This is a genomic window from Variovorax paradoxus (assembly GCF_902712855.1).
Lineage (GTDB): Bacteria > Pseudomonadota > Gammaproteobacteria > Burkholderiales > Burkholderiaceae_C > Variovorax > Variovorax paradoxus_Q.
This window is the reverse complement of the sequence record NZ_LR743507.1, coordinates 4,314,236-4,340,149: the sequence shown is the minus strand read 5'-3', so window position 1 is coordinate 4,340,149 and position 25,914 is coordinate 4,314,236. Positions and strand designations below refer to the sequence as shown.

Genomic DNA, 25,914 nt, shown 5'->3' with positions numbered 1-25,914 from the left:
GTCAGTCGAGCGTGATGCCGCGGTCCCGGACCAGCCTGGCATAGGCGACGCGATCTTCGCTCGCCAGCTTCGCGAACGCATCGGGTCCGTCCTGCAGCGGAACGAAGCCCAGCGCGGTGATCCTGTTGCGGGTGTCGGACTGCGCCATCACCTGCGCCAGCGCACCGGCCATGCGCGCCCTGGCGTCGGCCGTCAGCGCGGCGGGTGCGAGCAGCCCGATCCAGGGCGTGGCCTCGAAGGCCGGAAAGCCCGATTCGGCGAAGGTCGGCACGTCCGGCAGCGCGGGGTTGCGTTCGCGCGTGGCAATCGCGATGGGCTTGAGCGTGCCCGCGCGCAGGTGCTGGGCGCTGGTGTTGACGTCGATGAACATCAGCGGCACCCGGCCGCCGAGCACGTCCTGCACAGCCGGCGTGGCGCCCTTGTAAGGCACGTGCACCACGTCCACGCCGCTGGCCTGCCGGTACGCTTCCATCGCCAGGTGCAGCGGGTTGCCGATGCCGGCGGTGGCATAGGCGTAGGTGCCCGGGTTGGCGCGCAGCAGCGCCGTCAGTTCCCGGAGGTTGGCCGCCGGCACCGAAGGGTGCGCCACCAGCAGCAGCGGAATGCGTGCGACCAGCCCGATGTACGCGAAGTCCTTGCCTGCGTCGTAGGCCAGCCGCTTCTGCAGGACCGGGTTCACGGCCAGCGCGCCGACATCGAGCACGCCCACAGTGAGGCCGTCGGGCGCGGCCCGCGCCACTGCATCGGCCGCGATCATTCCCGAGGCGCCGGGCCGGTTGTCGACCACCACCGGCTGGCCCAGCACGGCGCCCAGGCGTTCGGCCACGGTGCGCGAGAGCGTGTCGACGGCGCCGCCCGCGGAGAAGCCGTTGATCAGGCGCACGGCGCGCGAAACAGGCGCGGCGGCGGGTGACGCAGCGGAAGAGGGCGAGGATGGCTGCGCCAGCGCGGTGCGCGCGCCCTGCGTGGCCATCGAGAGCGCGAAGAGCGCGGCGGGAAGCTGGCGTCGTTGCATGGTCGGTTCTTCGTGGGGTCGGGTCGGGGAGGCGCCATGGTCCGCCTTCGCCCCGGCCTGAGTAACCGCCCGCGCCGCATTCCAGAGATAACCCGTGGTTATCGCCAGCGGGTCTTTCACAATCAGCACCCGGCGCCGGATGCGCTAGCCTTGCCTTCCCATGGACACCCCCGACCACGCCTTGCGCCAGTTCGTGTTTGCCGCGCGCTCGCCGTCGCTGCGCAAGGCGGCGGAGACGCTGGCCATCTCGCAGCCGGCGCTGAGCAAGCAGATCCGCCGGCTCGAGGAGCATCTGGGTTTCGCGCTGTTCCGTCGCCACGGGCGCGGGGTCGCGCTGACCGCATCGGGCGCCGAACTGCTGGCGCGGCTGGAGCCGGCGTTCGAGCAGATCGACCATGCGATGGGAGCCGCGGCGGCGGCCGGTGCGTCCACCCATCACCTGGCCATCGCCACCGTCAACACGCTCGCGGCCTACCTGCTGCCGGACCTCGCCGTGGCCTTCCGCGCGCAGGGCGCCACAGCGCGGCTCACGCTGATGACCGCCAGCTCGCAGGACGTGGTCGAGGCGGTGGTGCGCGGCAAGGCCGACATGGGTTTCGTCTACGACGTGGCCATCGACTCCGAGGAGGTCGAGCGCGTGCTGCTGCACGACGAGCGGCTGGTGGGCTACCGGCTGGCGGGCCAGGGGCTGCCGCGCGAGATTCCCGTGGCCGAGCTTGCGGCGCAGACGCTGATCCTGCCGCCGCGGCCCTATGTGCTGCGGCGCATCGTCGAGCGCGAATGCGGCCGGCCGCTGCAGCCGGCCATCGAGAGCAATTCGGTCGAACTCACGCTCGACCTTGCCGCCGCGGGCTGCGGCATGGGCATCCTGCCGGCGCGGCTGGGCGCAGCGATGGTGGCGTCGCGCGGGCTGGAGCGGGTGCGCATCGTGGGCGGACGCTTCGAGCGCAAGGTGGCTGCCATCCGCCGGCACCACTGCGGCAACCAGTGGGTGGCGCAGGCCATCGCCATCGCGCAGCGGCTGTCGGAAGCGGGCGGCGAGCCGGAAGACCCCGCCTCGTCCTGAGGCTCAGGTGCCGCGCCGGGCCGGCGCGTGCAGCGCGCCGTGCACGTGCCCTGCATGGCCGGTGCCGGACCCGAAACCGTCGGGCGCGAGCGTGGCGGTGTCGAGTTCCTGCAGGATGCCGCAGGGGTGCGCCGATTCGGGGCCGCCGCACTGCAGGCGCAGCGCCTTCAGCTGCTTCTCGAGCGTCTTCAGCTCGGCAATGCGTGCGGCCACGTGGCCGATGTGGTCGTCCAGCAACTGGTTGACCTGCCCGCAGTCCTCTTCGGGCGCGTCGCGGAATTTCAGCAGGCTGCGGATCTCGTCGAGCGTCATGTCGAGCGAACGGCAGCGGCGGATGAAGCCCAGCCGCTGGGCATGGTCTTCATCGTAGATGCGGTAGTTGCCTTCGGTGCGCGCGGGCTCGGGCAGCAGGTGCTCGCGCTCGTAATACCGGATGGTCTCCACCGGCGTGTTCGTGACCTTGGCCAGTTCACCGATTTTCATGATGCGGCATCGAACGAGTGGAAATGAGCGTTTGACTCTACACCTGCTTCAGGGTTTCCAATCGATGGCATGACGAACGAGAACGCCCTGAAGCTCAAGGTTCCCCAGGCAGATCCGCACGACCATGCGCATGACCGCGCGCACGGCCATCAAGGGCACGACCACCATGCGCACGCTCGTGACGACGATGCCCACGGCCATGCGCATGCCGAGTCCGCCTGCTGCGGCAGTCCGGTCTGCGGGTCGACGGCTGCAGCCTCCATGCCGGCCGACTTGCCCAAGGGCGCATTGCTCTTTCGCATTCCCACCATGGACTGCGCGGTCGAGGAATCCGAGATCCGCCGTGCGCTTGAGCCCGTTGCCGGCGTGAAGGCACTGCGTTTTCGCCTCGGCGAGCGCACCATGGCCATCACCACCGAGGTCGGTGCGCTGCCGCAGGCGCTCGATGCGATCCGCAAGGCCGGCTTCAAGCCCGAGCCGGTCGATATGCAACCAGGCGCGGAGCCGGCCGCCGCGCCCGCGAAGATCGCCGGCATGAGCATCGGGCTCGCGCGCCTCGTGGCCGCGCTGTTGCTGGCCATCGCGGCAGAGTCGATTTCGTTCATGGGCCTGGAGAGCAGGGGCTTCATTGCGGTCGAAATGGCGCTGGCACTCGGCGCCATCGGACTCGCGGGGCTCGACACCTACAGGAAGGGCTTCGCCGCGCTCGTGCGCGGGCGCCTGAACATCAATGCGCTGATGGCCGTCGCCGTCACCGGCGCGTTCGTCATCGGCCAGTGGCCCGAGGCCGCGATGGTGATGGCGCTGTACGCCATTGCCGAACTCATCGAGGCGCGCGCCGTCGACCGCGCGCGCAACGCCATCCAGGGCCTGCTGGCGCTCGCACCGGAGCAGGCCGAGGTGAGGCAGCCCGATGGCAGCTGGCAGGCGGTGAAGGCTGCCGATGTCGCGCTCGACGCCGTGGCGCGCATCCGTCCCGGCGAGCGCGTGCCGCTCGACGGCATCGTCACGTCGGGCGCCAGCGCGATCGACCAGGCGCCTGTCACCGGCGAGAGCATTCCGGTCGACAAGACCGTGGGCGACCCGGTGTTCGCAGGCACCATCAACCAGACCGCCGCGCTCGAGTTCCGCGTGACGGCGGTGGCGTCGAACACCACGCTCGCGCGGATCATCCATGCGGTGGAAGAGGCGCAGGGTTCGCGCGCACCCACGCAGCGCTTCGTCGACCGGTTCGCGGCCGTGTACACGCCCACCGTCTTCGTGCTGGCGCTGGCCGTTGCGGTGTTCACGCCGCTGTTCATGGACTGGACCTGGACGCAGGCGCTCTACAAGGCGCTGGTGCTGCTGGTCATCGCGTGCCCGTGCGCGCTGGTGATCTCCACGCCGGTGACCGTGGTGAGCGCGCTGGCCTCGGCCGCGCGGCGCGGCATCCTGATCAAGGGCGGCACCTACCTGGAAGAAGCGCGCGGGCTGAAGGCGATCGCGCTCGACAAGACCGGCACCATCACCGAAGGCAAGCCGAAGCTGGTGGCCTCTTCGCTGCGCGATGCGTCGGCCGACGAGGCCGCGGTGTTCGCCACGGCCGCGAGCATCGCGCGCCGCTCGGACCATCCGGTGTCGAAGGCGATTGCCGAAGGGCTGAATGTCGTGCGGCCGGAGGAAGCGAGCGACTTCACCGCGCTGCCCGGCCGCGGCGTGCAAGCGGTGGTCGCCGGCCAGCGCTACGTGCTCGGCAATCACCGGCTGATCGAGGAACGCGGCCTGTGCACGCCCGAACTCGAAGCCGAACTCCAGTCGCACGAGGAGGCCGGCCGCACCGTCACGCTGCTGGCTTCCGACACTGCCGTGCTCGCGCTGTTCGCCGTGGCCGACACCATCAAGGCCTCGTCGCGGGAGGCGGTGGCCGAGTTGCGCGCGCTGGGCGTGGTGCCGGTGATGCTCACCGGCGACAACGCCGCCACCGCCAGGACCATCGGCACGCATGCCGGCATCGAGGAGGTGCGCGGCAACCTGCTGCCCGAGGAGAAGCTCGACGCCGTCAAGGCCCTGCAGCAGCGCTACGGCGCGGCAGCCATGACCGGGGACGGCATCAACGACGCGCCCGCGCTCGCGCAGGCCGACATCGGCTTTGCCATGGGCGGCGCCGGCACCGACACCGCGATGGAAGCGGCCGACGTGGTCATCATGAACGACGACCTGCGCCGCATTCCCGAGACCATCCGCCTGTCGCGTCGCGCGCACGCGGTGCTCTGGCAGAACATCACGCTGGCGCTGGGCATCAAGGCCGTGTTCTTCGTGCTCGCGGTGTTCGGCAGCGCCACCATGTGGATGGCCGTGTTCGCCGACATGGGCGCGAGCCTGCTGGTGGTTGCCAACGGCCTGCGCCTGATGCGCGCGAGCCGCGACTGAACCGAACGCGCTCCCCGGCCACGTTCCTTCGCACCCGGACGCGCCGCATTTCATCTGAAACCGCGCGCGCTTCATCTGAATCGGCCTGCGCCCGCGCGCAATGCCGTCGCAACGCGCCCTGACCACAGTAGAGGCCAGAGACAGGCAACGCTCCGAAACCAGGATGCGATGCCTGCCTCCCCGAGTGAACCCGGGGCGTGCCGGACGCGTGTCTGGCGGCATGGCCCTTCCACATTGCAGATGCGCGTGAAGGAAACGATCATGAAGAAACTCAATGCCGCGATGGCTGCGCTCGCCGCCTCCCTGTTGCTCTCCGCCGGCGCCGCCTCGGCGCAGGGCCTGTCCCGCGCCGAAGTCGTCGCGCAGCTCAAGGCCGCCCAGGCGAGCGGACAACTGGCTGCGCTCACTGGCGAGGACAGCGGTTCGGCCTACCTGGCGCAGCACTTCCACCCGAGCGAGACGCGCACCGAAGTGAAGACCGAACTGGCACAGGCCAGGGCCGACGGCACGCTGGGCGTGCTGGCCTCCACGGACAGCGGCTCGGCCTACCTGTCGCGCCATTTCATGTCGAGCGAGCCGCGTGCCGAAGTCAAGGCCGAGCTGGCCAGCGCCGAGAAGAGCGGCCACTTCGATGCGCTCTATGGCGAAGACAGCGGGTCGTTCTACCTGGCGCATGGCGGCCGCACGGCCGGCGCCGGCAGCGCGATGGCGATGGCCGGCGCCCGCACCGGCGGGCAGTGAGGCCGCGGCGGCCGCAGGGACCGCGAGGGCCGCAAGGGCCGGGAGGCGTTTGGCCGCGTCATCGAACGGCACTAACATGTGCCGCTTTCCTGCCGGCCACTGCGAACCGCCCATGTCCGCCACATCCCTCCTGCTGCAACTCATCGTCATCCTCGCCACCGCACGCGTGTGCGGCTGGGTCCTGCGCTATCTGGGCCAGCCCGCCGTGGTCGGCGAGATGGCGGCCGGCCTCATGCTGGGGCCGGTGGTCATGGGCGCGCTCTTTCCCTCGCTGCATGCGCAGCTGTTCTCCAAGGAATCGCTGCAGGGCCTGTCGGCGCTGTCGACGCTGGGCCTCGTGCTCTTCATGTTCGTGGTGGGCCTGGAGCTGCGCGCTTCGCAGGGCGTGCGCGCGCAACTGCGCTCGGCCGGCTTTGTGGGCGTGCTGAGCACCATACTGCCGGCCGCGCTGGGCGTGGCCATCTCGCCCGCGCTGCACCCGGCATTGGCGCCGGCCGGCGTGGGCTTCTGGCCGTTCGCGCTGTTCATCGCGGCGGCGCTGTCGATCACCGCGTTCCCTGTGATGGCGCGCATCCTGAAGGACCGCGGCATGACCCGTACGTCCTTCGGGCAGCTCTCGCTCGGTGCCGCCGCGGTGGTCGACGTGTTCGCCTGGATCCTGCTGGCCTTCGTGGTCGCGCTGGTCGGTGCAGGCGAGGGCTACCACGGCCTGCTGAAGACCACGATCGGGATGGCGGTGGTGCTGGCTGTGCTGTTCCTCGGCGCGAAGCCCGCCTTCGCCTGGCTGCTGCGCACCAAGGCACCCGGTGGTGAGCCCTCGACCACCGTGATGGCCTCGCTGATGCTCGGCCTGCTGGTCACGGCGCTGGTGACCGAGTGGCTGCACCTGCACGCAGTGTTCGGCGCATTCCTGTTCGGCGCGTGCCTCCCGCGCGACGACCGGCTGCTGAAGTCGCTCGCCGAGCGCATCGAGCCTGTCTCGATCGTCGTGCTGATGCCGCTGTTCTTTGCGCTCGCCGGTCTCGGCACCACCGCCGGCGCGTTCTCGGGCACGGGCCTCGGCGCGATGGTGCTGATCGTGGGCGTCGCCACCATCGGCAAGATCGCCGGCGGCGCCGCCGGTGCGCGCATGGCGGGCTACGGCTGGCGCGACAGCCTGGCCACGGGCTCGCTGATGAACGCGCGCGGGCTGATGGAACTCATCGTGATGAAGATCGGCCTGGACGCCGGCCTGATCGGCCCCGAGGTCTTCACGATGCTGCTGGTGATGGCGCTGGTGACCACCGCCATGACCGGGCCGATGATCAACCTGTGCCTCGGGCGCAAGGCCAGCGCGACGGCCGGCGAAGGCAGCGAGCACGATACCGCCGCACCCGCCAGGTCCTGAGGCATCGCCACCAGCTCCGGCGCTGCAGCAGGCGCCGGCAGACGGTGGGTCAGGCCCAGGAGCGGTCTTCGAGCACGTAGCCCATGCCGCGCACCGTGTGCAGCAGCTTCACCTCGAAGGGGTCGTCGAGCTTGCTGCGCAGGCGCCGTATGGCCACCTCGACCACGTTGGTGTCGCTGTCGAAATTCATGTCCCACACCTGCTCGGCCAGCGTGGTGCGCGACAGGATCTGCCCGCGGCGGCGCAGCAGCACCACCAGCAGCGCGAATTCCTTGGCGGTGAGTTCAAGGCGCGTGCGGTTGCGGAAGCACTTGCGGCTCACCGTGTCGAGTTCGAGGTCGGCCAGGCGCAGCACCGTCGACTCCTGCGCCTTGCCGCGCCGCAGCAGGGCCTGCACGCGGGCCAGCAGTTCGGAGAATGAAAAGGGCTTGACGAGGTAGTCGTCCGCGCCTTGCTGCAGGCCCTGCACGCGGTCCTCGACCTTGTCGCGAGCGGTCAGCACCAGCACCGGGATGTTCCTTGTCCGTCGGATGGATTGCAGCACGGCGAAGCCGTCGATGCCCGGGAGCACCACGTCCAACAGGATCAGCGCATAGTCGCCTTCGGTCGCAAGGTACTTTCCCTCGATGCCGTCACGGGCGATATCGACCACGTATCCGTTCTCTTCAAGGCTCTTTTTCAGGTAATCGCCCAGTTTGGGCTCGTCTTCGATGACAAGAATGCGCATTGCCAGATGGTAACCAAGGCCTTTCGATACAGTGATTACGATTTAGTAACTCTATTGACGGACAAGGTCGCGCGTCGCTGTCATACATCGCGCCCGGCCCTGCGGGCGCAAGGCCTTTGGCGAAGGGCGCGGCGCATGCCGCCGATATACTTTTTGCCTCCATGCGCCGCTGGCTTCTCATCTTCCTGCTTGCACTCCTGCCGCTCCAGCTGAGCTGGGCAGCGGCATCGGCGTATTGCCAGCACGAGCGGGACACGCAGCCCGAGCACTGGGGCCATCACGAAAGCGAAAGCCGCGGCACCGACCGCAGCCACAGCGGCGAGGGCGCCCAGAAGAACGCCAGCACCCAGCCCAACGCGGTGGTCGGCGACTGCGCCGTCTGCCATGCAGGCTGGGCGCAGCATGCGGATGCATCGGACGAGCCGGTGCCCGCTGCAACTCCCGTGGCGCAGCGCCTTCGCGCAACGGCAAACGAACGCTTCGCCTCGCACATCTCCGAAGTCCCGGTTCGTCCCGACTGGTCTCTCGCCCTCTGATTCGGCGAGAGAACCCATCCCACTTCTTCTGATCTTCACCGTCAGCTGAGCTCTCGCCGAATTCGTCCGTCCGTTGTTTCGCAACCCAGGAGAATTCGATGCGCACGCTCTTCGTGCCGCTGGCCGTGTTGGCCATGGCGGCGTTTCCCGCTCATTCCGAGCCATTCCCCCCAGCGGCTTCCGGGCAGGCCCGCATGGCCGTCCCCATTCGGGAGGCCGCGGCCCCGCTGACCTTGCAGGCCGCCGTTGCGATGGCGCTGCAGGCCAATCCGAACCTGTCCGCGGCGTCGCGCGAGCAGGACGCCACCGAGGCCGCCGTCGTGCAGGCCGGCGCCTGGCCCAACCCCACGCTCGACGCGCAGGTGGAAGACCTGCGGCGCGACAACCGCACCACCACGCTGCAACTGAGCCAACCCCTCGAGCTGGGCGGCAAGCGCGCCGCGCGCGTCACGGCGGCGGAGCGTGCGCGCGACCAGGCCGTGTCGGCACTCGAGGCGCGCCGCGCCGAGATCCGCGCAGCCACCGTCACTGCCTTCTTCGAGGTGCTGACAGCGCAGGAGCGCCTGCGCCTGGCACAGGATTCGGTCGGCCTTGCGCAGGCCGGCACCCGCGCCGCCGCCAATCGCGTGGCGGCAGGCAAGGTATCTCCGCTGGAGGAGACCAAGGCACGCGTGGCCGAGGCCGGCATCCGCGTCGAACTGCTGCAGGCTGAAGGCACGCTGCGGTCGGCACGGCAGCAGCTCGCGGCATCGTGGGGCAATCCGAGTCCGCGCTTCACGCAGGTGGACGGTGCGGTCGACGAACTGCCGGCCTCGGTCCCGCCGCAGGATGTGCAGGGCCGCATGGCCGACGCGCCCGTGCTGCGTCAGGCGCGGCTCGAGGTCGAGCGGCGCAGGGCGTTGTCCGACCTGGAGCAGGCCCGGCGCATCCCCGACGTGACCGTGTCGCTCGGTGCCAAGCGGGTGCCTTCCTCCGACGGCGATCCGGGAGGCGGGCGGCGCAACCAGGTGGTGGTGGGCCTGTCGGTGCCGCTGCCGATCTTCGACAGCAACCGCGGCAACGTGGCCGAAGCCCTGAGCCGTGAGGAGAAGGCGCGCGACGACCTCGCCGCCGCGGAACTGCAACTGGGCATCGACGTGGCGCAGGCCGCCGAGCGCCTTCGCTCCGCCCGCGCCACCGCCGAGACGCTGCAGCGCGACGCACTGCCGGGCGCGGAGAGCGCCTACAAGGCGGCCACCAAGGGTTTCGAGCTGGGCAAGTTCAGCTTCCTTGAAGCGCTGGACGCGCAACGCACGCTGTTCCAGGTGCGCGCGCAGTACCTGCTTGCGCTGGCCGATGCGCATCGCGCGGCCGGCGAACTCGACCGGCTGCTGGGCCGCCACGGCAATGACATTTCGCCCGCGACATCCGTTGCGCGCTGACAGGAAAGCTCACACACCATGAATGCACAACAACGCACATCCCTTGCCGAGCGCATCGGCAGGAAGCAGTGGATCGCCATCGCGGTGGTCCTGGCGCTCGGCCTCGTCGCGGGCGCGATGATCCTGCGCACCTCGCCGGCCAAGCCCGAGGCCGCCGGCCATTCCGAAGTCGCCGGGCACGGCGACGGCGATCACCCTGAAGAGGGCAAGGCCCACGGCAAGGAAGAAGGCCACGACCACAGCCACGGCGAAGCCGCCGGCCATGGCGACAAGGAGCACGACGCCGGGGGCAAGGCAGGGAAGGAGGAAAAGGAAGAGAAGGAAGAACACAGGGGCGATCACAAGGAGGAAGCCAGGGGAGAGCACCAGGAAGAAAAGATCGCCTTCACCGATGCGCAGATCAAGGCCGCCGACATCGCCATCGAAGGCGCGGGCCCGGCGCGCATCAAGCTGGCGTTGCAGCTGCCCGGCGAGATCAAGTTCAACGAGGACCGCACGGCCCACGTGGTGCCGCGCGTGGCGGGCGTGGTCGACGGCGTGTCGGCCGACCTGGGCCAGGAGGTCCGGCGCGGCCAGGTGCTGGCGGTGCTGTCGAGCCCGGCGCTGTCGGAGCATCGCAGCGCCCTGCAGTCGGCGCAGCGGCGCCTCGCGCTGGCGCGTACCACCTACGAGCGCGAGAAGAAGCTGTGGGAAGAAAAGATCTCCCCGCAGCAGGACTACCTGCAGGCCGAGCAGGCGATGCAGGAGGCGCGGATCGAGGTGGCCAATGCCAGCCAGAAGCTGCTGGCGCTCGGTGCCGCGCCCGGCTCGGCCGCGCTGGGCCGCTACGAACTGCGCGCGCCGTTCGACGGCATGGTGGTCGAGAAGCACATCGCGCTCGGCGAGTCGGTGAAGGAAGACGTCAACGTCTTCACCATCTCCGACCTGTCGAGCGTGTGGGCCGAGATCAGCGTGCCTGCCGGCAACCTGAACCTGGTGCGCATCGGCGAACCGGTGACCATCCGCTCCAGCGCGTTCGACCAGGCGGCCACGGGCAAGGTGTCGTACGTGGGCTCGCTGATCGGCGCGCAGACGCGCACCGCCACCGCGCGCGTCACGCTGACCAACCCGCAGCGCGTCTGGCGCCCGGGGCTGTTCGTGAATGTCGAGCTGGTGGCCTCGGAGGTCGATGCGCCGGTGACGGTGTCGGCCGAGGCGCTGCAGACGGTGGAGGACAAGCCCACCGTGTTCCTTCGTGTGCCCGGCGGCTTCGTGCCGCAGCATGTACAGACCGGGCGCAGCGACGGCAGGCGGGTGGAGATCGTCGGCGGCCTGGCGCCCGGCGCCAGCCATGCGGGCAGCGGCAGCTTCGTCGTGAAGTCGCAGCAGGGCAAGAGCTCGGCCACGCACACGCACTGAGGACGCGGCATGTTCGAACGCATCATCGGCTTTTCCATCGCGCAGCGCTGGCTCGTGCTGCTCGCCGTGCTGGGCATGGCCGCGCTGGGCCTCTACAGCTACCAGAAGCTGCCCATCGACGCCGTGCCCGACATCACCAACGTGCAGGTGCAGATCAACACCGCCACGCCCGGCTACTCGCCGCTGGAGACCGAACAGCGCGTGACCTACGCGATCGAGACCGTCATGGCCGGCCTGCCCGGCCTGCAGCAGACGCGCTCGCTGTCGCGCTACGGACTCTCTCAGGTGACGGTGATCTTCAGGGACGGTACCGACATCTACTTCGCGCGGCAGCTCGTGAACGAGCGCATCCAGTCGGCGCGCGAGAGCATGCCGGCCGGCATCTCGCCGGTGATCGGCCCGATCTCGACCGGCCTGGGCGAGATCTACCTGTGGACGGTGGAGGCGGAAGAGGGCGCGAAGAAGCCCGACGGCAAGCCCTATTCGCCGACCGACCTGCGCGAGATCCAGGACTGGATCATCAAGCCGCAGCTGCGCAACGTGACGGGCGTGACCGAGATCAACTCCATCGGCGGCCATGCCAGGGAGTTCCAGATCGCCCCCGACCCTGCCAGGCTGCTGGCGCACGGCCTCTCGATGACCGACCTGGTCACGGCGCTGGAGCGCAACAACGCCAACGTGGGCGCGGGATACATCGAGAAGCGCGGCGAGCAGTACCTGATTCGCGCCCCGGGACAGGTGAAGTCGGTGGAGGACATCGGCAATGTCATCCTTGGCAATGCAGGAGGCGTTCCGCTGCGCGTGCAGGACGTGGCCGAGGTCGGCATCGGGCAGGAACTCCGCACCGGCGCCGCCACCGACAACGGCCGCGAGGTGGTGCTGGGCACGGTGTTCATGCTGATCGGCGAGAACAGCCGCACCGTGTCGCAGGCCGTCGACAGGAAGATGCAGGACATCAACCGCACGCTGCCCGCGGGCGTGAAGGCGGTGACGGTGTACGACCGCACGGTGCTGGTCGACAAGGCCATCGCCACGGTCAAGAAGAACCTGTTCGAGGGCGCGGTGCTGGTCATTGCGGTGCTGTTCCTGTTCCTCGGCAACATCCGCGCCGCGCTCATCACCGCGCTCGTCATTCCGCTGTCGATGCTCTTCACCTTCACCGGCATGGTGAACCAGAAGGTCAGCGCCAACCTCATGAGCCTGGGCGCGCTGGACTTCGGCATCATCATCGACGGCGCGGTGGTGATCGTGGAGAACTGCGTGCGGCGGCTGGCCCATGCGCAGGCCAGGCTCGGACGGCCGCTCACGCGCAGCGAGCGCTTCCACGAGGTGTTCGCGGCCTCGCAGGAGGCGCGGCGCCCGCTGCTGTTCGGCCAGCTGATCATCATGATCGTGTACCTGCCGATCTTTGCGCTCACCGGCGTGGAGGGCAAGCTGTTCCACCCGATGGCCTTCACCGTGGTGATCGCGCTGCTGGGCGCGATGGTGCTGTCGATCACCTTCATTCCCGCCGCCGTGGCGCTGTTCATCGGCGACAGGGTCGCGGAGAAGGAGAACCGGCTCATGGCGTGGGCCCGCAAAGGCTACGAGCCGCTGCTCGCGCGCGTGATGCGCGCCAAACCGCTCGTCCTCACCGTGGCCGCGGTGGCCGTGGTGCTTTCAGGGCTGCTGGCGACGCGCCTGGGCACGGAGTTCGTGCCGAGCCTGAGCGAGGGCGACTTCGCCGTGCAGGCGCTGCGCATTCCGGGCACCAGCCTCACGCAGTCGGTCGAGATGCAGAAGCAGCTCGAGCGCACGCTGAAGGCGAAGTTTCCGGAGATCGAGCGCGTGTTCGCGCGCACCGGCACGGCCGAGATCGCGGCGGACCCGATGCCGCCGAACATCTCCGACGGCTACATCATGCTCAGGCCCGAGAGCGAGTGGCCGGCGCCCGAGGGCGCGTCGCGGCGCACGCGCGCCGAGCTGCTCGCGGCGGTGCAGCAGGAGGTGGAGACGCTGCCGGGCAGCAACTACGAGTTCTCGCAGCCGATCCAGCTGCGCTTCAACGAACTCATCTCGGGCGTGCGCAGCGACGTGGCGGTGAAGATCTTCGGCGACGACATGGCGGTGCTCGAGAAGACGGCGGCCGAGGTGTCGGAAGCGCTCGGCAAGGTCCCCGGCGCGGCCGAGGTGAAGGTCGAGCAGACCACGGGCCTGCCGATGCTCACGGTGAACATCGACCGCCAGAAGACGGCGCGCTACGGCCTCAACGTGGGCGACGTGCAGGACGCGGTGTCGATCGCGGTCGGCGGGCGCGAGGCCGGCACGCTGTTCGATGGCGACCGGCGCTTCGGCATCATCGTGCGGCTGCCCGAGAACCTGCGCACCGACCTGGAGGCCATCAAACGGCTGCCGGTGGCGTTGCCCAAGGGCGCGGGCGCCGAAGGCCAGCGCACCAGCTTCATTCCGCTCGGCGAGGTCGCGACGCTCGACATCGCGCCCGGCCCCAACCAGGTGAGCCGCGAGGACGGCAAGCGCCGCATCGTGGTCAGCGCCAACGTGCGAGGGCGCGACCTGGGCTCGTTCGTGGCCGAGGCCGGGGAGGCCATGCGCGGCGTGAAGATTCCCGCCGGCTACTGGACGGTGTGGGGCGGGCAGTACGAGAACCTGGCCTCGGCCACCGAGCGGCTGCAGGTGGTGGTGCCGGTGTCGCTGCTGCTGGTGTTTACACTGCTGTTCGCGATGTTCGGCAACCTGAAGGACGGCCTGCTGGTGTTCACCGGCATACCGTTCGCGCTCACCGGCGGCATCGTGGCGCTGTGGCTGCGCGGCATTCCGCTGTCGATCTCGGCCGCGGTGGGCTTCATCGCGCTGTCGGGCGTGGCGGTGCTCAACGGGCTGGTGATGATCTCGTTCATCCGCAACCTGCGCGAGGGCGGGCTGCCGCTGGACGCGGCCATCCGCGAGGGCGCGCTCACGCGGCTGCGGCCGGTGCTGATGACGGCGCTGGTCGCCTCGCTGGGCTTCGTGCCGATGGCCGTCGCGACCGGCACCGGCGCCGAGGTGCAACGCCCGCTGGCCACCGTGGTGATCGGCGGCATCCTGTCGTCGACGGCGCTGACCTTGTTGGTGCTGCCGCTGCTCTACCGCATGGCGCATCGGCGCGACGAGGACGAAGCGGCGCAGGCGAACGGCGACAGCCAGCACGGAGCGCCGCTGGTGCCTGCAACGCGAGGGTCAACCGGCGCATGACCGCTTCCTTGCCCGTGTCCTTTTTGCATGGCACTGGCAGGGGAAAGGAAAGCGCGCTCAGACCAGGCCGCGCGCCTTCAGCAAGGCCCAGCGCTCGGGCGCGAGAGCGACCTTCATGGCCTTCAGCGGATCGATCTCGCCCGTGTTGTCCGCGTGGGCGACAACGAAGTCGTCGGTCGTGTTCAGCAAGGCTTGCGATGCGGGCGCGTTGAAATGCGCCGCCAGGTTCTTCAGCACCCGCATCGCCGAGGCCGTGCTTTGCGCGATGTCCATGAACTGGGCATGCAGCAGGCAGGCCTCCTTCAGCACCGTGTCGTCGAACCAGCGTTCGTGGGCATCGCCCTGTACCGCGCGAATTTCGTCGGGCGCCCAGAGGTAGTAGCGCACTTCTTCGCCGGCTTCCACGATCGCGCGGCGGTAGGGCTCGCGGCCCCACACCAGAAAGGGCGGCCACGCGGCGCCGAAGTCTTCCTGCGTGTAGCAGATGAACAGGGCGTAGATCTTCTCGTCGCGGGGAACCTGCGCGAGCGCGTGCGTGATCGCGTCGACGAGCAGGGCCTCGACCCTGGCGGCCACGCTCGCCAGCGTCTCGCCCTTGCGCGGGCGGCGGTAGCTCAGGCGGGTCTCGCCGCTGGGCGTGCCGTCGTCATCGAGGTATTCGAGCGTGATGGTGTCCAGTCGGCCGGCTTCGTCGTAGCGGTAGACGTCCTGGCACAGCCAGGTCTTCTGGCCATCGGCCCAGTTGGAGGTGACGGCGCGCTGCAGCTGGCCGTCTTGCCATTCGTAGCGCGCGTCGAGGCCCTTGTGGCCGTGGCTGATGTGCTGCGCCACCAGCAGGCCGCCCGCATGGCGGTACCGGGTGACGGTGCTGACGGAGGGCTCGCCCTCGTACACCTGCAGGTCCACGCCGGTGCGGCCATCGGCCTCGTGGAGCCAGGCCGTGGCGCGACCGCGGCTCTGGCGCTGCAGCACCAGGCGGCCTTCGGCGTCGAAGCCGTGGTGCATGTGGCGCTCGGGGTCGGCCTTGTCGTCGGCCAGCCACCGGGGCTTGGGGCCGCCGTGGTGCTCCTGCATGAAGGGCGTCGGCTCGCCCATCGATTCGGTGGCCCAGCGCCACGTCACGGCCTGCGCGGTGCAGTCGGCCAGCAGGCGAGCAGCGTTGGCGCTATCGGCGTAAGTGCTGTAGGGGCTGTCGGAGGCGTAGGTGGGCGCCAGCATCGTTCCGCCGGCCTTCAGCGCGCCGGGCGAACGGCCGACTTGGGCCGGAAGGCCTTGCAGACGGCGTCGTCGGTCTCGAGGTACGGACCGCCGATCAGGTCGATGCAATAGGGCACGGCCGCGAAGATGCCGGGCACCACCTGCGCGCCGTCGGCATCTTTGAGGCCTTCGAGCGTTTCCGCGATGGACTTGGGCTGGCCGGGCAGGTTGATGATCAGGCTCCGGTCGCGGATCACCGCCACCTGGCGCGACAGGATCGCGGTCGGCACGAAGCGCAGGCTGATCTGGCGCATCTGCTCGCCGAAGCCGGGCATTTCCTTGTGGGCGACGGCCAGCGTGGCCTCGGGCGTCACGTCGCGCAGCGCGGGGCCGGTGCCGCCGGTGGTCAGCACCAGCGAGCAGCCGGCATCGACCAGCTCGATCAGCGTGGCGCTGATGCGTTCCGCCTCGTCGGGGATCAGGCGGGGCTCGAATTCGAGCGGATTCTTCAGCGCCCGGCCGAGCCATTCCTTCAGCGAAGGCAGGCCCTTGTCTTCGTAGGTGCCGCTGGAGGCGCGGTCGCTGATGGAGACGATGCCGATGCGGACAGGTTCAGGGGTGTTCATGGTGTTGCTCCTTCCCCTTCCCCCGGAAGGGGAAGGAGAACGACATGGGGCTCACGCGTCTTCTTCGCGGTCCTGGGCGGCCGCGGCGGCGGCATGGTCGTCGCTGCCGTGCACGGCCAGCTGGGCGCGCACGATCTGGAACACCTCGCGGTAGGCCTTGCCCTGGCGGGGCGCTTCGCCGGCCGGGCCGCTCTTCATGTCCTTGCGGGCCTGGCGCACCAGGGCGCGCAACTGCTGCGAGTCGGTGGCGGGGTGGGTCTCGATCCAGCCGCCGAGGGCGTCGTCGTCGGCGATCAGGCGGTCGCGCCAGCGCTCGGCCTCGTGCAGGGCGGCAGTTTCGGCGGCCGGCACGGTGTTCTGCTCGCTCAGCGCCCGCTTCACGGCCTCGAGCACTTCGGGCTCGAGCTTGCGCATCAGCTTGCCGACGTATTGCATCTGGCGGCGCTTACCCTCGAAGTTGGTGATGCGCCTGGCTTCGGCCAGCGCCTCGACCAGCTTCTCGTCGAGCTGCAACGCATCGAACAGGGCGGCACGCAGGGTCATCAGCTCGGCGCCGAGCTTCTGCAGTTCGTCGCTCTCGCGCTTGAGGTCGGTGCGGCTGGCCTCGTCGGTGCCCTTGAGCTCGCGCTTGAGTTCCAGGTCGAGTTCGCTGCCTTCGGCGACGAACTGGCCACGGACGAAATAGCCTTTTTTGGGTTTGCGGGACATGGGAGTGGATTCTGGGCCGCACCGTGCGGCGTTGCAACGCATGCCATGCGCTGCCTCGTGCAGTGGGAAGCTGGAGGGAAAACGGGAAATGGGGGGCGCAAGTATCATAGCCACCACATGACGACATCCTCCTCGCGCGCCGATTCCGGCTTCGCCTACAGCCGCTCCTTCTTCGAAAACCTGGTCGACACCGCCCTGGCGCACGCCAGGAAGCTCGGTGCCACCGACGCCGGGGCCGAGGCCTCTGAGGGCTGCGGCCTGAGCGTGTCGGTGCGCAAGGGCGAGCTGGAAAACGTCGAGCGCAACCGCGACAAGTCGCTGGGCGTCACGGTCTACGTGGGCCACCGCCGCGGCAATGCCAACACGTCCGACTTCTCCGAGGGCGCCATCAAGCAGACGGTGCAGGCGGCCTACGACATCGCCCGCTTCACGGCCGAGGACACGGTCGGCGGCCTGCCCGACGAGGCCGACATCGCCAAGGACCATCCCGAGCTCGACCTGTTCCATCCCTGGGACGTGACGAGCGAAGAGGCTGCGAGGCTCGCGCTCGAGTGCGAAGCGGCGGCGCTGTCCACCGACAAGCGCATCACGAACAGCGAAGGCGCGGGCGTCTCGGCACAGCAGAGCCACTTCTTCAGCGCCCATACGCACGGCTTCCGCGGCGGCTATGCCAGCTCGCGGCACTCGATCTCGGTGGCGCCCATCGCCGGCAAGGGCGACGACATGCAGCGCGACGCCTGGTACAGCTCGATGCGCTCGGCCGACGAACTGGCCAGTCCGCAGGCCGTGGGCCGCTACGCCGCGGAACGCGCGCTCAGCCGCCTGAAGTCGCGCAAGATCAAGACCACCGAATGCCCTGTGCTGTTCGAGTCGCCGCTGGCCGTGGGCCTGCTCGGGGGCCTGGTGCAGGCGGTGAGCGGCGGTGCGCTCTATCGCAAGAGCACCTTCCTGCTCGACTCGCTCGGCAAGCCGGTGCTGCCCGCGCATTTGGACGTGGCCGAAGACCCGCACGTGGTGCGCGGCAAGGGCAGCGCCCCGTTCGACGACGAAGGCGTGACCACGCGTGCGCGCAAGGTGGTCGACGCGGGACGCCTCGAGGGCTATTTCCTGTCGACCTACTCGGCCCGCAAGCTGGGCATGAAGACCACCGGCAACGCCGGCGGCTCGCACAATCTGACGCTGAGCTCGCGCCTCACGAAGCACACCGACGACCTCGACGCCATGCTGGCCAAGTTGGGCACCGGCCTGTTCGTCATCGAGCTGATGGGGCAGGGCGTGAACTACGTAACGGGCGACTACTCGCGCGGCGCCAGCGGCTTCTGGGTCGAGAAGGGCCGGATCGCCTTCCCGGTGCAGGAGATCACCATCGCCGGCAACCTCAAGGACATGCTGATGGGCATCGAGGCCATCGGCGCCGACGCCTACACCTTCGGCGCCAAGACCACGGGGTCGGTGCTGGTGAACCGTATGAAGATCGCGGGCAGCTGAGGCGCCTGCGGGGCCGGGCGCCCGCGTCGCCCAGGCCTGCGCTTCCCCTCTTTCAACCGCGATGCCGGGTGGCCGCCTACAAGCGGCAAGGCCGGCCGGTCACTCACTTCTTCCTGGCCTCGTCGGGCGGCGCGATCAGGTGCTCGAGCATGCGCCGTGCATTCAGCGGCAGGTCTTCCGACGAGCGCACGCAGGCCATCAGCGTGCGCTCGGCCCAGGCGTCCGCCAGCGCGGCGCGCGTGATCTTCATCGAACGGGCGCAGCGTTCGGCGGCGGTCTGCGGCACGATGCCCACGCCGATGCCGTATTCGACCATGCGGCACACCGCCTCGAAGTTGCGCACGCGCACCCGGTAGGCCAGGTGCTTGCCGAGCGCGCGCACGTGCTGCGTGATGAGCTGCTGCAGTGCGCTGTCCGCGGGCAGGCCGACGAATTCGCTGTCCACCACGTCGGCCAGCCGCATGCGCCGGCGTCCGGCCAGCGCATGGCCGCGCGGCATCACGAGCACGAGGTCGTCGCGCCGGAAGGGATGGCATTCGAGGCCTTCGCTGTCGATGGCGTCCGAGACGATGCCGATGTCGCACAGGCCGGCGCGCAGTGCTTCCACAGTGTCGGGGCTGGGGCGCTCCTCGAGATCGACCGAGATGCGCGGATGCTCCGCGAGAAAGCGGCTCAGCACCTCGGGCAGATGCTCGGTCAGCGCCGAGGTGCCGCACATGAAGCGCACGTGCCCCTTCAGGCCCTGGCCGTATTCGCCGAGTTCGCCGCGCAGGCGTTCCATCTGCTGCAGCACGACGCGCGCATGGTGCAGCAGCGTTCGGCCGGCCTCGGTGGGGCGCACACCCTGGGCATGGCGCGTGAGCAGCGGACTGCCCAGCGCGTCCTCCATGCCGCGCACGCGCTGGCTGGCGGAGGCCAGCGTCATGTGCGAGCGCGCCGCGCCGCCGGTCAGGCTGCCGGCTTCGACGACGTTGAGGAAGAGCCGCAGGTCGGTGAGGTCGAATCGCATGGTCGGCGCAGTGTGCACGAGGAGCCTCAGTCCCAGCCTGAGCCTCACTCTGCGAATGACGCATTTCCAGCGTCGGTCCGACCCGGCAGACTCGGCCGCGATGACGCATCCGCACTACGACATGGCAACTTTCTGGGCCGCCGCCACGGCGGTGTACCTGCTGGCAGGCGTCATCAAGGGCGTGGTCGGCCTGGGGCTGCCGACGGTGTCGATGGCGCTGCTGGCGCTGTGGATGTCGCCCGTGCAGGCCGCGGCCCTGCTGATCGTGCCCTCGCTGGTCACCAACGTCTGGCAGACCGGGCCGCGCGCGACCTTCATGCCAGTGCTCAGGCGCATCGGCGGCATGCAGGCCGGCGTCGTCGTCGGCACGCTGGGCGGGACGCTGTGGCTGGGCGTGCCCGAGGGCGCCTGGGCATCGGTGGCCCTCGGAGTGGCGCTGATGCTGTACGCGGGCTGGGGGCTGACCGGCCGGAAGCTGCACGTGAGCGATGCGCAGGCGCGCTGGATGGGACCGCTGGTGGGCCTCGTCACAGGGCTGGTGACCGCGGTGACCGGCGTGTTCGCCGTCCCGGCGGTGCCTTACCTGCAGGCCCTGGGCTTTGAGCGCGATTCGCTGATCCAGGCGATGGGCATCTCGTTCACCACCTCGACCGTGGTGCTGGCCATCGGGCTGGCGGGGAGCGGGGACTATCCGATGTCGGCGCTGGGCGGCTCGATCGCGATGCTGGTGCCGGCGATCGGCGGCATGGTGCTCGGCACCTGGCTGCGGCAGCGGCTGTCGGTGGCGGTGTTCCGGCGCTGCTTCCTGGGCGGGCTCGCCTTGCTGGGCCTGTACATGGTCGTGCGCGCGCTGGCGTGAACGACCGGGCGAGCCGGCAGGCTCAGGCTGCGAGCAGCAACGCGGCGCGCACGCGTTCGATGGTCTGGCGGTAGGGCAGTGCAAAGTCGTCGAGCGACTCGCCGGCTTCGAGCCAGCGGAACAGGAAGACCAGGCCTTCCTCTTCGGGGCTGCCTGTGGCGGTGTGCAGGAAGGTCTCGGGCAGCCTGCCTTCGGCGCGCATCAGGAACAGGTGCCACAGCTGCGGATGCCGGTGCGTGTTGCCTTCCACGCCCGCTTCGCATTCGCGGTCGAGCGTGCCGAGCGATTGCAGCGGGCCGGCATAGTCGATGCCCGATTCCTCGAGCAGCTCGCGCCGCACGGCGACCTCGGGCGACTCGCCGGGCTCGATGGTGCCCTTGGGGAGCTGCATGTTGCCGTCCTCGGGATGGCGGAACACCAGCAGCCGGCCCCGCGAGTCGACCATGCAGGCGCAGGCCTTGAGGATCGGGTCGGACGGGCTGCTGGCGGTCATCAGGCGCCCGTCAGAGCGGACTTGACCGCTGCGCTGACCTGGCCCATGTCGGCCTTCCCGGCGAGTCGGGTCTTGACCACGCCCATCACCTTGCCCATGTCGCCGGGGCCGCTGGCGCCGAGTTCAGCCACGATGGCCTTCACCGCGGCAGCCACTTCGTCGGCGCCCATGCGCTGGGGCTGGTAGACCTCGATCACCTTGATCTCGGCGGCTTCCTTGTCGGCGAGGTCGGGGCGGCCACCGGTGGTGAATGCCGCGATCGAGTCCTTGCGCTGCTTGACCATCTTGTCGACGATGGCGATGACCATGGCGTCGTCGAGCTCCACGCGCTCGTCGACTTCCTTCTGCTTCATGGCGGCGAGCAGCAGGCGGATGGTCGCCAGGCGTTCGGAGTCCTTGGCGCGCATCGCCGTCTTCATGTCTTCTGTGATTTGTTCTTTGAGCGTCATTCTTCGGCAACCTTTCGGAAAAAACAAAAGCCGCGGCAGGTTTCCCTGGCGCGGCTGAAGCAACGGGGCGACGGCGCCGACTGGAGTCGAATGCCTGCCGCCCGGGGCGTTGCTTAGTACAGCTTCTTGGGCAGCTGCATGCTGCGCACGCGCTTGTAGTGGCGCTTGACCGCGGCAGCCTTCTTGCGCTTGCGCTCGGCCGTCGGCTTTTCGTAGAACTCGCGGGCGCGCAGGTCGGTCAGCAGGCCGAGCTTTTCGATGGTGCGCTTGAAACGGCGCAGTGCGACGTCGAAGGGCTCGTTTTCTTTAACGCGGATGGTGGTCATTGATGAATCGTTGAAATGAATTTGGCCGGGGGAGATCGAGGCCCCAGGCCGGGGTTCCTCAACTGAAAATTTTTGCGGCCGTTGAGGGGAGGCCAAAGTTAGCCCGCGAGTATAGCACTGGATGTACAAATCTCCAGGGTTGGCCAACTTCGTGTCGATTCGCCCTTTCTGCGCTCGACCCAAGCAGGCAGGAGGCCGTCAGAGCGCCGTCGCGCACGCATGGGCACTCGCCCATGCCCACTGGAAGTTGTATCCGCCCAGCCATCCCGTCACGTCGACCACTTCGCCGATGAAATACAGGCCCGGCTGCTTCGACTCCATGGTCTGCGACGACAGGTCGCGGGTATCCACCCCACCTGCCGTGACTTCGGCTTTTTTGTAACCCTCGGTGCCGCTGGGCGTGATCTGCCATCGGGCGATGCGTTCCGACAACGCCATCAGCGCCTTGTCGGCTGCTTCGTTCACCGGACGCTGCAAGGCCGGGTCCTGCCCGACCCAGGCATCCGCCAGCCGGGAAGGCACCAGCGTGGCCAGTTCGTTGGCAATGCGTTTCTTCGACCGCAGCTTGGCTTCTCCGAGCGCTCCGGCCACGTCCACACCGGGCGCAAAGTCGAGCGTGAGCGGCGCCCCGGGCTTCCAGTAGCTCGAGATCTGCAGCACCGCCGGACCCGACAGGCCGCGATGGGTGAAGAGCAGGTCCTCGAGGAAGGCCATCCTGTCCTTCTTGGCCCCGGTCTCGATGCGCACCGGCAGCGCCAGCCCTGCCAGCTCGGCGTACGGCGTCCAGGCGTCGCCGCCGAAGGTCAGCGGCACCAGCGCCGGACGTGGCGCGACCATTCGCAGGCCGAACTGCTCGGCGATGCGGTAGCCGAAGTCGCTGGCGCCGATCTGCGGGATCGACAGGCCGCCCGTGGCCACCACGATCTTCGCCGTCTCGACGACGCCTCGACTGCTCTCGATCCGATAGCTGCCTGCGCCCGTCCCGTCTTCGCTTCCGGCAGAAAAGGTGATCGTTCCCACCCGGCAGGGCTGCCAGCGCTCGACCCCGCCCGCGGCGCATTCCGCCAGCAGCATGTCGACGATCTGCTGCGAGGAGCCGTCGCAGAACAGCTGTCCCTTGTGCTTCTCGTGGAAGGCGATGCCGTGCTTCTGCACGAGTTCGATGAACTGCTGCGGGGCGTAGCGCGACAGCGCGGAGCGGCAGAAGTTCGGGTTGTCGCCGATGAAATGGCGCTGCGGCGCGCGCACGTCGAGGTCGCGGTTGGTGAAGTTGGCGCGGCCACCCCCAGAAATGCGGATCTTCTCTCCCACCTTCTCGCTGTGGTCCACCACCAGCACCCTGAGCCCGCGCTGGCCGGCCACGCCGGCGCAGAACAGCCCGGCGGCGCCGGCGCCGATCACGACCACGTCGAACCGATGGGACATGCCGGCCGCGCTCAAGGGCCGTCCGCCGCCAGCAGCGGCGGGGGGTTGTACTTGAGGTGTCCCACGTAGCGCAGCGGCTGCGTGGCGGCGATCGAGGGCACGTCGCCCTCGCGCATGTGCAGCAGGTCGGCCGGGCTCACCCAGCGCGGGTCGGCGCTGGTGATCGGCAGGCCCGCGCGGTTGTAGGCCTCGAGCACGAACTGCGAGCAGAAGAACTGGTCGTCGCGGCTCGCGCCCAGTTGCACCATCGCCATGCCGCTCATGCAGTAATGGCTGACCGCGGTGGGCACCAGCGGCAGTTCGCACAGGCGGCGGTTCAGCACGAAGGGCGCGTTCAGCAGCACGCCCACGGTGTTGTAGCGCACGCCGACCTGCGACATGGCCCAGTCGCGCATGCGTCCGGCGGCGGCCGTATCCACGCCCGGCACCCTGAACGCCACCACCATCTGTTCTTCGTCGACCACCTCGGCCAGTGGCCGCGCGCGCACGCCTGTGCCCACGGCTTCGGCGATCTGGCCGTCGCCGAGGTACAGCACCGCGTGGCTCACCGGCGAGAAGGTGCCCAGCCGGATGCCGAACGAATTCACCGTGGCGATCGAGGTGAGGAGGATGTCGCCCGGCTCCAGTGCCTCGGCGGCGATGAGTTCGCCGCCGTTGCCCGGCGCGATCACCGAGCTCTGCACCCGCAGGCGCAGGCCGTTGTCCTTCGAAGGCAGGTCGAGGCGGGTGGCGCAGGCCGTGAGCAGCAGGGCGGCGCCCGCCGCGACGATGGCCGCGGCGGTTCGGGAAGCGATGCGCATCAGCCCTTCCAGACGAACGGGAACTTCAGCTGCTTGAAGAAGCCGTTGGGCACGTAGTCGCCCAGCACGCCGTACTTCTCGGGCCAGAGCTTGGTGCTCTTCACGGCCGTGCCGAAGATGTAGTCGAGGAACGCGTAGTGCGCCGCATAGTTCTTGTCGAGCGCCTCGATGTCCTGGCTGTGGTGCCAGTGGTGGAAGTTGGGCGTCACGACGATGTAGCGCAGCGGGCCGAGCCGCACGCTCACGTTGCAGTGGTTGAACACCGCCTGGAAGCCGACCACCACGATGTACGCGTCGATCACTTCCTTGCTGAAGCCCAGCACGTAGATGGGCGCCAGCACCAGCGTGCGCGTGATCAGCAGCTCCAGGATGTGCTGGCGCGAGCCCGCCATCCAGTCCATGCTCTTCACGCTGTGGTGCACCGCGTGCAGGCGCCACAGCACGGGCACCTCGTGGTAGGCGCGGTGCGTCCAGTACTGCACCAGGTCGGCCACCAGGATGATCAGCAGCAGACCCGCCCAGAACGGCAGGTTGCCCACCCAGCCGCGGATGCCGTCGTTGGCGGCCCAGCCGAACAGCTTGTGCACCATGAGGTTGGTGGCCAGCAGCACGAAGCCGACGATCATGTGGTTCACCACGAAGTGGTGGAAGTCGGTCTGCCACTCTTCGCGGAACACCGGCTGGTCCTTGCGCAGCGCGAAGAGCTTCTCGATGAAGATGAAGATCAGCGACGAGCCCAGCAGGTCCAGGATGAACCAGTCCAGCCCGATGTACGGCGTGTTGTCCGCGAAGTCGTGCACCGGCACCTTGTGGCCGCCCAGCAGCGCCGAGGCGGCCACCAGCAGGAACGCCGCCGAGGAGAGCCAGCGGGAGCGGTTGAAGATGATGTTCACCAGCGACAGGCCGCCGGAGATGACCAGCGCCGCCAGCAGAATGAATCGCATCACGTCCACGTTGTAGCTCTTGCGCAGCTCGGGCGTGGTGAGGTACTGGGGGAAGTGGAAGGCCAGCACGCCCAGGAAGCACAGGATGGCCAGGCTCAGCGCGATGGTGCCGGTGACCAGCCCCTGCCCGCGGCGCAGCTCGCCGTGGTTCTGGGTGAATTCGTTGAGTTTGTCGATGTCGAGCATGCCCACCTCTCTTTTTTGCTTGCGCTTTTGTTGGAGCGCGATTTTAGAGGGGGCTGTAGGAAAACGCTCACGGCCTGCGCACGGCGCGGCGCCGCAGCAGCGCCGCGGCGCCCAGCGCGAGCGCCATGACCAGCAGCGACACCACGGTCGTCACCGTGCCGAGGGCATAGATCGACGGCGTGGTCACGGTCGAGGTCAACCCCTGCAGCTCCAGCGGCAGCGTGTTGACGTCGCCGATGGCCTGCGATGTGCGGGCGATCTCGTCCCACGACAGCGTGAAGCCGAACATGCCGATGCCCACGATCGACGGCCCGATCAGCGGCAGCACCACGAAGCGGAACGCCTGCCAGGGCGTGGCGCCTAGGTCGCGCGCGGCTTCCTCGTAGGCCGGGTTGAAGCGGTTGAACACCGCGAACATGATGAGCAGGCCGAAGGGCAGGGTCCAGGTCAGGTGCGCGCCGAGCGCCGAGCTGAACAGGCCCAGCGCGGTACCGTAGCCCTCGAGCAGCGAGGTCGCATCCATGGCCGTGAGCACGCTCTTGATGCCGGTGTCGAGCAGGCGGAACTGCAGTCCGATGCCCAGCGAGATGATGATCGACGGCATGATCAGGCTCGCCACCGTCACGAAGAACAGCGCGTTGCTGCCCGCCAGCTTCTTGCGGAATGCGAGCCCGGCCAGCACCGACAGCACTACGGTGAAGCCCATCACCACGGCCCCGAGCGCCAGCGAGCGCCGGAACGCAGCGCCGATGTCCACCGTGCCCAGTCCCTCGGCCAGCTTGTGGAACCAGTGCAGCGACACGCCGCGCAGCGGGAAGGTCAGGCCGCCCTCGGGGCCCTGGAAGCTCAGGACGAAGATCGTGATCATCGGGCCGTAGAGGAACAGCACGAAGAGCGCGAACACCGTGGCCAGCGGCCAGAAGCCGGGGGCGCGCTGTGCGCTGATGGGCGTCTGCATGTCAGTGCCGCCCGGACGCCAGAAGGCACTGA

General features: G+C 69.0%; 25 protein-coding genes. 10 read left to right on the top strand and 15 right to left on the bottom strand.

Annotation, left to right across the window (positions count from 1 at the left end; all coding sequences use genetic code 11):
- Position 1: 1 nt before the first annotated feature.
- The gene (locus tag AACL56_RS20145) at positions 2-1,015 is read right to left on the bottom strand and encodes a Bug family tripartite tricarboxylate transporter substrate binding protein (RefSeq protein ID WP_339091574.1); all 1,014 of its coding nucleotides are present in this window, start codon (positions 1,013-1,015) and stop codon (positions 2-4) included.
- Between the two features lie 160 nt (positions 1,016-1,175).
- Between AACL56_RS20145 and AACL56_RS20140 the strand changes: the two genes are divergently transcribed.
- Positions 1,176-2,081, top strand: a complete 906-nt coding sequence (locus AACL56_RS20140) for a LysR family transcriptional regulator (protein ID WP_339091573.1) — start codon at positions 1,176-1,178, stop codon at positions 2,079-2,081.
- Positions 2,082-2,084: 3 nt separating this feature from the next.
- On the opposite strand, the gene cadR is transcribed toward AACL56_RS20140, so the two are convergent.
- Entirely contained in the window at positions 2,085-2,564 is a 480-nt protein-coding gene (cadR, locus tag AACL56_RS20135) for a Cd(II)/Pb(II)-responsive transcriptional regulator (protein WP_339091572.1), read from the bottom strand.
- 48 nt (positions 2,565-2,612) lie between these two features.
- Complete coding sequence (locus AACL56_RS20130; RefSeq protein ID WP_339091571.1) at positions 2,613-2,771, bottom strand: hypothetical protein; 159 nt, start codon at positions 2,769-2,771, stop codon at positions 2,613-2,615.
- Between the two features lie 54 nt (positions 2,772-2,825).
- On the opposite strand from AACL56_RS20130, the gene AACL56_RS20125 reads away from it, so the two are divergent.
- From AACL56_RS20125 to AACL56_RS20115, 3 genes are all read left to right on the top strand, one after another.
- A complete protein-coding gene (locus tag AACL56_RS20125) occupies positions 2,826-4,973 on the top strand; it encodes a heavy metal translocating P-type ATPase (RefSeq protein WP_339091570.1) in 2,148 nt (715 codons plus the stop codon).
- Positions 4,974-5,234: 261 nt separating this feature from the next.
- A complete protein-coding gene (locus AACL56_RS20120; RefSeq protein ID WP_339091569.1) occupies positions 5,235-5,714 on the top strand; it encodes a DUF4148 domain-containing protein in 480 nt (159 codons plus the stop codon).
- 112 nt (positions 5,715-5,826) lie between these two features.
- The gene (locus AACL56_RS20115) at positions 5,827-7,101 is read left to right on the top strand and encodes a cation:proton antiporter (RefSeq protein WP_339091568.1); all 1,275 of its coding nucleotides are present in this window, start codon (positions 5,827-5,829) and stop codon (positions 7,099-7,101) included.
- Positions 7,102-7,150: 49 nt separating this feature from the next.
- Here the strand turns inward: AACL56_RS20115 and AACL56_RS20110 are convergent, their stop codons facing one another.
- On the bottom strand, positions 7,151-7,828 hold the full coding sequence (locus AACL56_RS20110) for a heavy metal response regulator transcription factor (RefSeq protein ID WP_339091567.1): 678 nt from the start codon (positions 7,826-7,828) through the stop codon (positions 7,151-7,153).
- A gap of 161 nt (positions 7,829-7,989) precedes the next feature.
- Here AACL56_RS20110 and czcI point away from each other — a divergent pair, with 161 nt between their 5' ends.
- The 4 genes from czcI to AACL56_RS20090 all read left to right on the top strand — a co-directional run bounded on the left by czcI (position 7,990) and on the right by AACL56_RS20090 (position 14,414).
- Positions 7,990-8,364 carry a cation efflux protein, CzcI family gene (czcI, locus tag AACL56_RS20105; RefSeq protein WP_339091566.1) on the top strand — a complete coding sequence of 125 codons (375 nt, stop codon included), beginning with the start codon at positions 7,990-7,992 and terminating at the stop codon, positions 8,362-8,364.
- 98 nt (positions 8,365-8,462) lie between these two features.
- Positions 8,463-9,785 (top strand): TolC family protein, encoded by a 1,323-nt coding sequence (locus AACL56_RS20100; RefSeq protein ID WP_339091565.1) that lies wholly within the window; start codon positions 8,463-8,465, stop codon positions 9,783-9,785.
- Positions 9,786-9,803: 18 nt separating this feature from the next.
- The gene (locus tag AACL56_RS20095) at positions 9,804-11,183 is read left to right on the top strand and encodes an efflux RND transporter periplasmic adaptor subunit (RefSeq protein WP_339091564.1); all 1,380 of its coding nucleotides are present in this window, start codon (positions 9,804-9,806) and stop codon (positions 11,181-11,183) included.
- Positions 11,184-11,192: 9 nt separating this feature from the next.
- The gene (locus tag AACL56_RS20090) at positions 11,193-14,414 is read left to right on the top strand and encodes a CusA/CzcA family heavy metal efflux RND transporter (protein WP_339091563.1); all 3,222 of its coding nucleotides are present in this window, start codon (positions 11,193-11,195) and stop codon (positions 14,412-14,414) included.
- Positions 14,415-14,471: 57 nt separating this feature from the next.
- On the opposite strand, the gene AACL56_RS20085 is transcribed toward AACL56_RS20090, so the two are convergent.
- Genes AACL56_RS20085 through yjgA form a run of 3 tightly spaced genes read right to left on the bottom strand, consistent with a single transcriptional unit; the run spans position 14,472 to position 16,945 of the window.
- Positions 14,472-15,632 (bottom strand): hypothetical protein, encoded by a 1,161-nt coding sequence (locus AACL56_RS20085; RefSeq protein ID WP_339091562.1) that lies wholly within the window; start codon positions 15,630-15,632, stop codon positions 14,472-14,474.
- A gap of 14 nt (positions 15,633-15,646) precedes the next feature.
- The gene (gene mog / locus AACL56_RS20080; protein WP_339091561.1) at positions 15,647-16,237 is read right to left on the bottom strand and encodes a molybdopterin adenylyltransferase; all 591 of its coding nucleotides are present in this window, start codon (positions 16,235-16,237) and stop codon (positions 15,647-15,649) included.
- 51 nt (positions 16,238-16,288) lie between these two features.
- Positions 16,289-16,945 carry a ribosome biogenesis factor YjgA gene (yjgA, locus tag AACL56_RS20075; RefSeq protein ID WP_339091560.1) on the bottom strand — a complete coding sequence of 219 codons (657 nt, stop codon included), beginning with the start codon at positions 16,943-16,945 and terminating at the stop codon, positions 16,289-16,291.
- Positions 16,946-17,062: 117 nt separating this feature from the next.
- Between yjgA and pmbA the strand changes: the two genes are divergently transcribed.
- Positions 17,063-18,433, top strand: coding sequence for a metalloprotease PmbA (gene pmbA / locus AACL56_RS20070; RefSeq protein ID WP_339091559.1), 1,371 nt, complete (start codon positions 17,063-17,065; stop codon positions 18,431-18,433).
- A 103-nt stretch (positions 18,434-18,536) separates the two neighbouring features.
- On the opposite strand, the gene AACL56_RS20065 is transcribed toward pmbA, so the two are convergent.
- Positions 18,537-19,442, bottom strand: a complete 906-nt coding sequence (locus AACL56_RS20065; RefSeq protein ID WP_339091558.1) for a LysR family transcriptional regulator — start codon at positions 19,440-19,442, stop codon at positions 18,537-18,539.
- A gap of 100 nt (positions 19,443-19,542) precedes the next feature.
- On the opposite strand from AACL56_RS20065, the gene AACL56_RS20060 reads away from it, so the two are divergent.
- Entirely contained in the window at positions 19,543-20,301 is a 759-nt protein-coding gene (locus AACL56_RS20060; RefSeq protein ID WP_339092908.1) for a sulfite exporter TauE/SafE family protein, read from the top strand.
- A 22-nt stretch (positions 20,302-20,323) separates the two neighbouring features.
- On the opposite strand, the gene AACL56_RS20055 is transcribed toward AACL56_RS20060, so the two are convergent.
- The 7 genes from AACL56_RS20055 to AACL56_RS20025 form a co-directional block, all read right to left on the bottom strand.
- Positions 20,324-20,794 carry an NUDIX domain-containing protein gene (locus tag AACL56_RS20055; RefSeq protein WP_339091557.1) on the bottom strand — a complete coding sequence of 157 codons (471 nt, stop codon included), beginning with the start codon at positions 20,792-20,794 and terminating at the stop codon, positions 20,324-20,326.
- Positions 20,794-21,243 carry a GatB/YqeY domain-containing protein gene (locus tag AACL56_RS20050; RefSeq protein ID WP_339091556.1) on the bottom strand — a complete coding sequence of 150 codons (450 nt, stop codon included), beginning with the start codon at positions 21,241-21,243 and terminating at the stop codon, positions 20,794-20,796. Before AACL56_RS20050 ends, AACL56_RS20055 begins: the two co-directional genes overlap by 1 nt.
- A gap of 113 nt (positions 21,244-21,356) precedes the next feature.
- The gene (gene rpsU, locus AACL56_RS20045; RefSeq protein ID WP_007833691.1) at positions 21,357-21,569 is read right to left on the bottom strand and encodes a 30S ribosomal protein S21; all 213 of its coding nucleotides are present in this window, start codon (positions 21,567-21,569) and stop codon (positions 21,357-21,359) included.
- A gap of 198 nt (positions 21,570-21,767) precedes the next feature.
- Entirely contained in the window at positions 21,768-22,994 is a 1,227-nt protein-coding gene (locus AACL56_RS20040) for an NAD(P)/FAD-dependent oxidoreductase (protein WP_339091555.1), read from the bottom strand.
- A gap of 11 nt (positions 22,995-23,005) precedes the next feature.
- The gene (locus AACL56_RS20035; protein ID WP_339091554.1) at positions 23,006-23,794 is read right to left on the bottom strand and encodes a YaeF family permuted papain-like enzyme; all 789 of its coding nucleotides are present in this window, start codon (positions 23,792-23,794) and stop codon (positions 23,006-23,008) included.
- Positions 23,794-24,924 (bottom strand): sterol desaturase family protein, encoded by a 1,131-nt coding sequence (locus AACL56_RS20030; protein WP_339091553.1) that lies wholly within the window; start codon positions 24,922-24,924, stop codon positions 23,794-23,796. The genes AACL56_RS20035 and AACL56_RS20030 overlap by 1 nt, the downstream gene beginning before the upstream one ends.
- A gap of 67 nt (positions 24,925-24,991) precedes the next feature.
- A complete protein-coding gene (locus tag AACL56_RS20025) occupies positions 24,992-25,882 on the bottom strand; it encodes an ABC transporter permease (RefSeq protein WP_339091552.1) in 891 nt (296 codons plus the stop codon).
- Positions 25,883-25,914 lie beyond the last annotated feature (32 nt).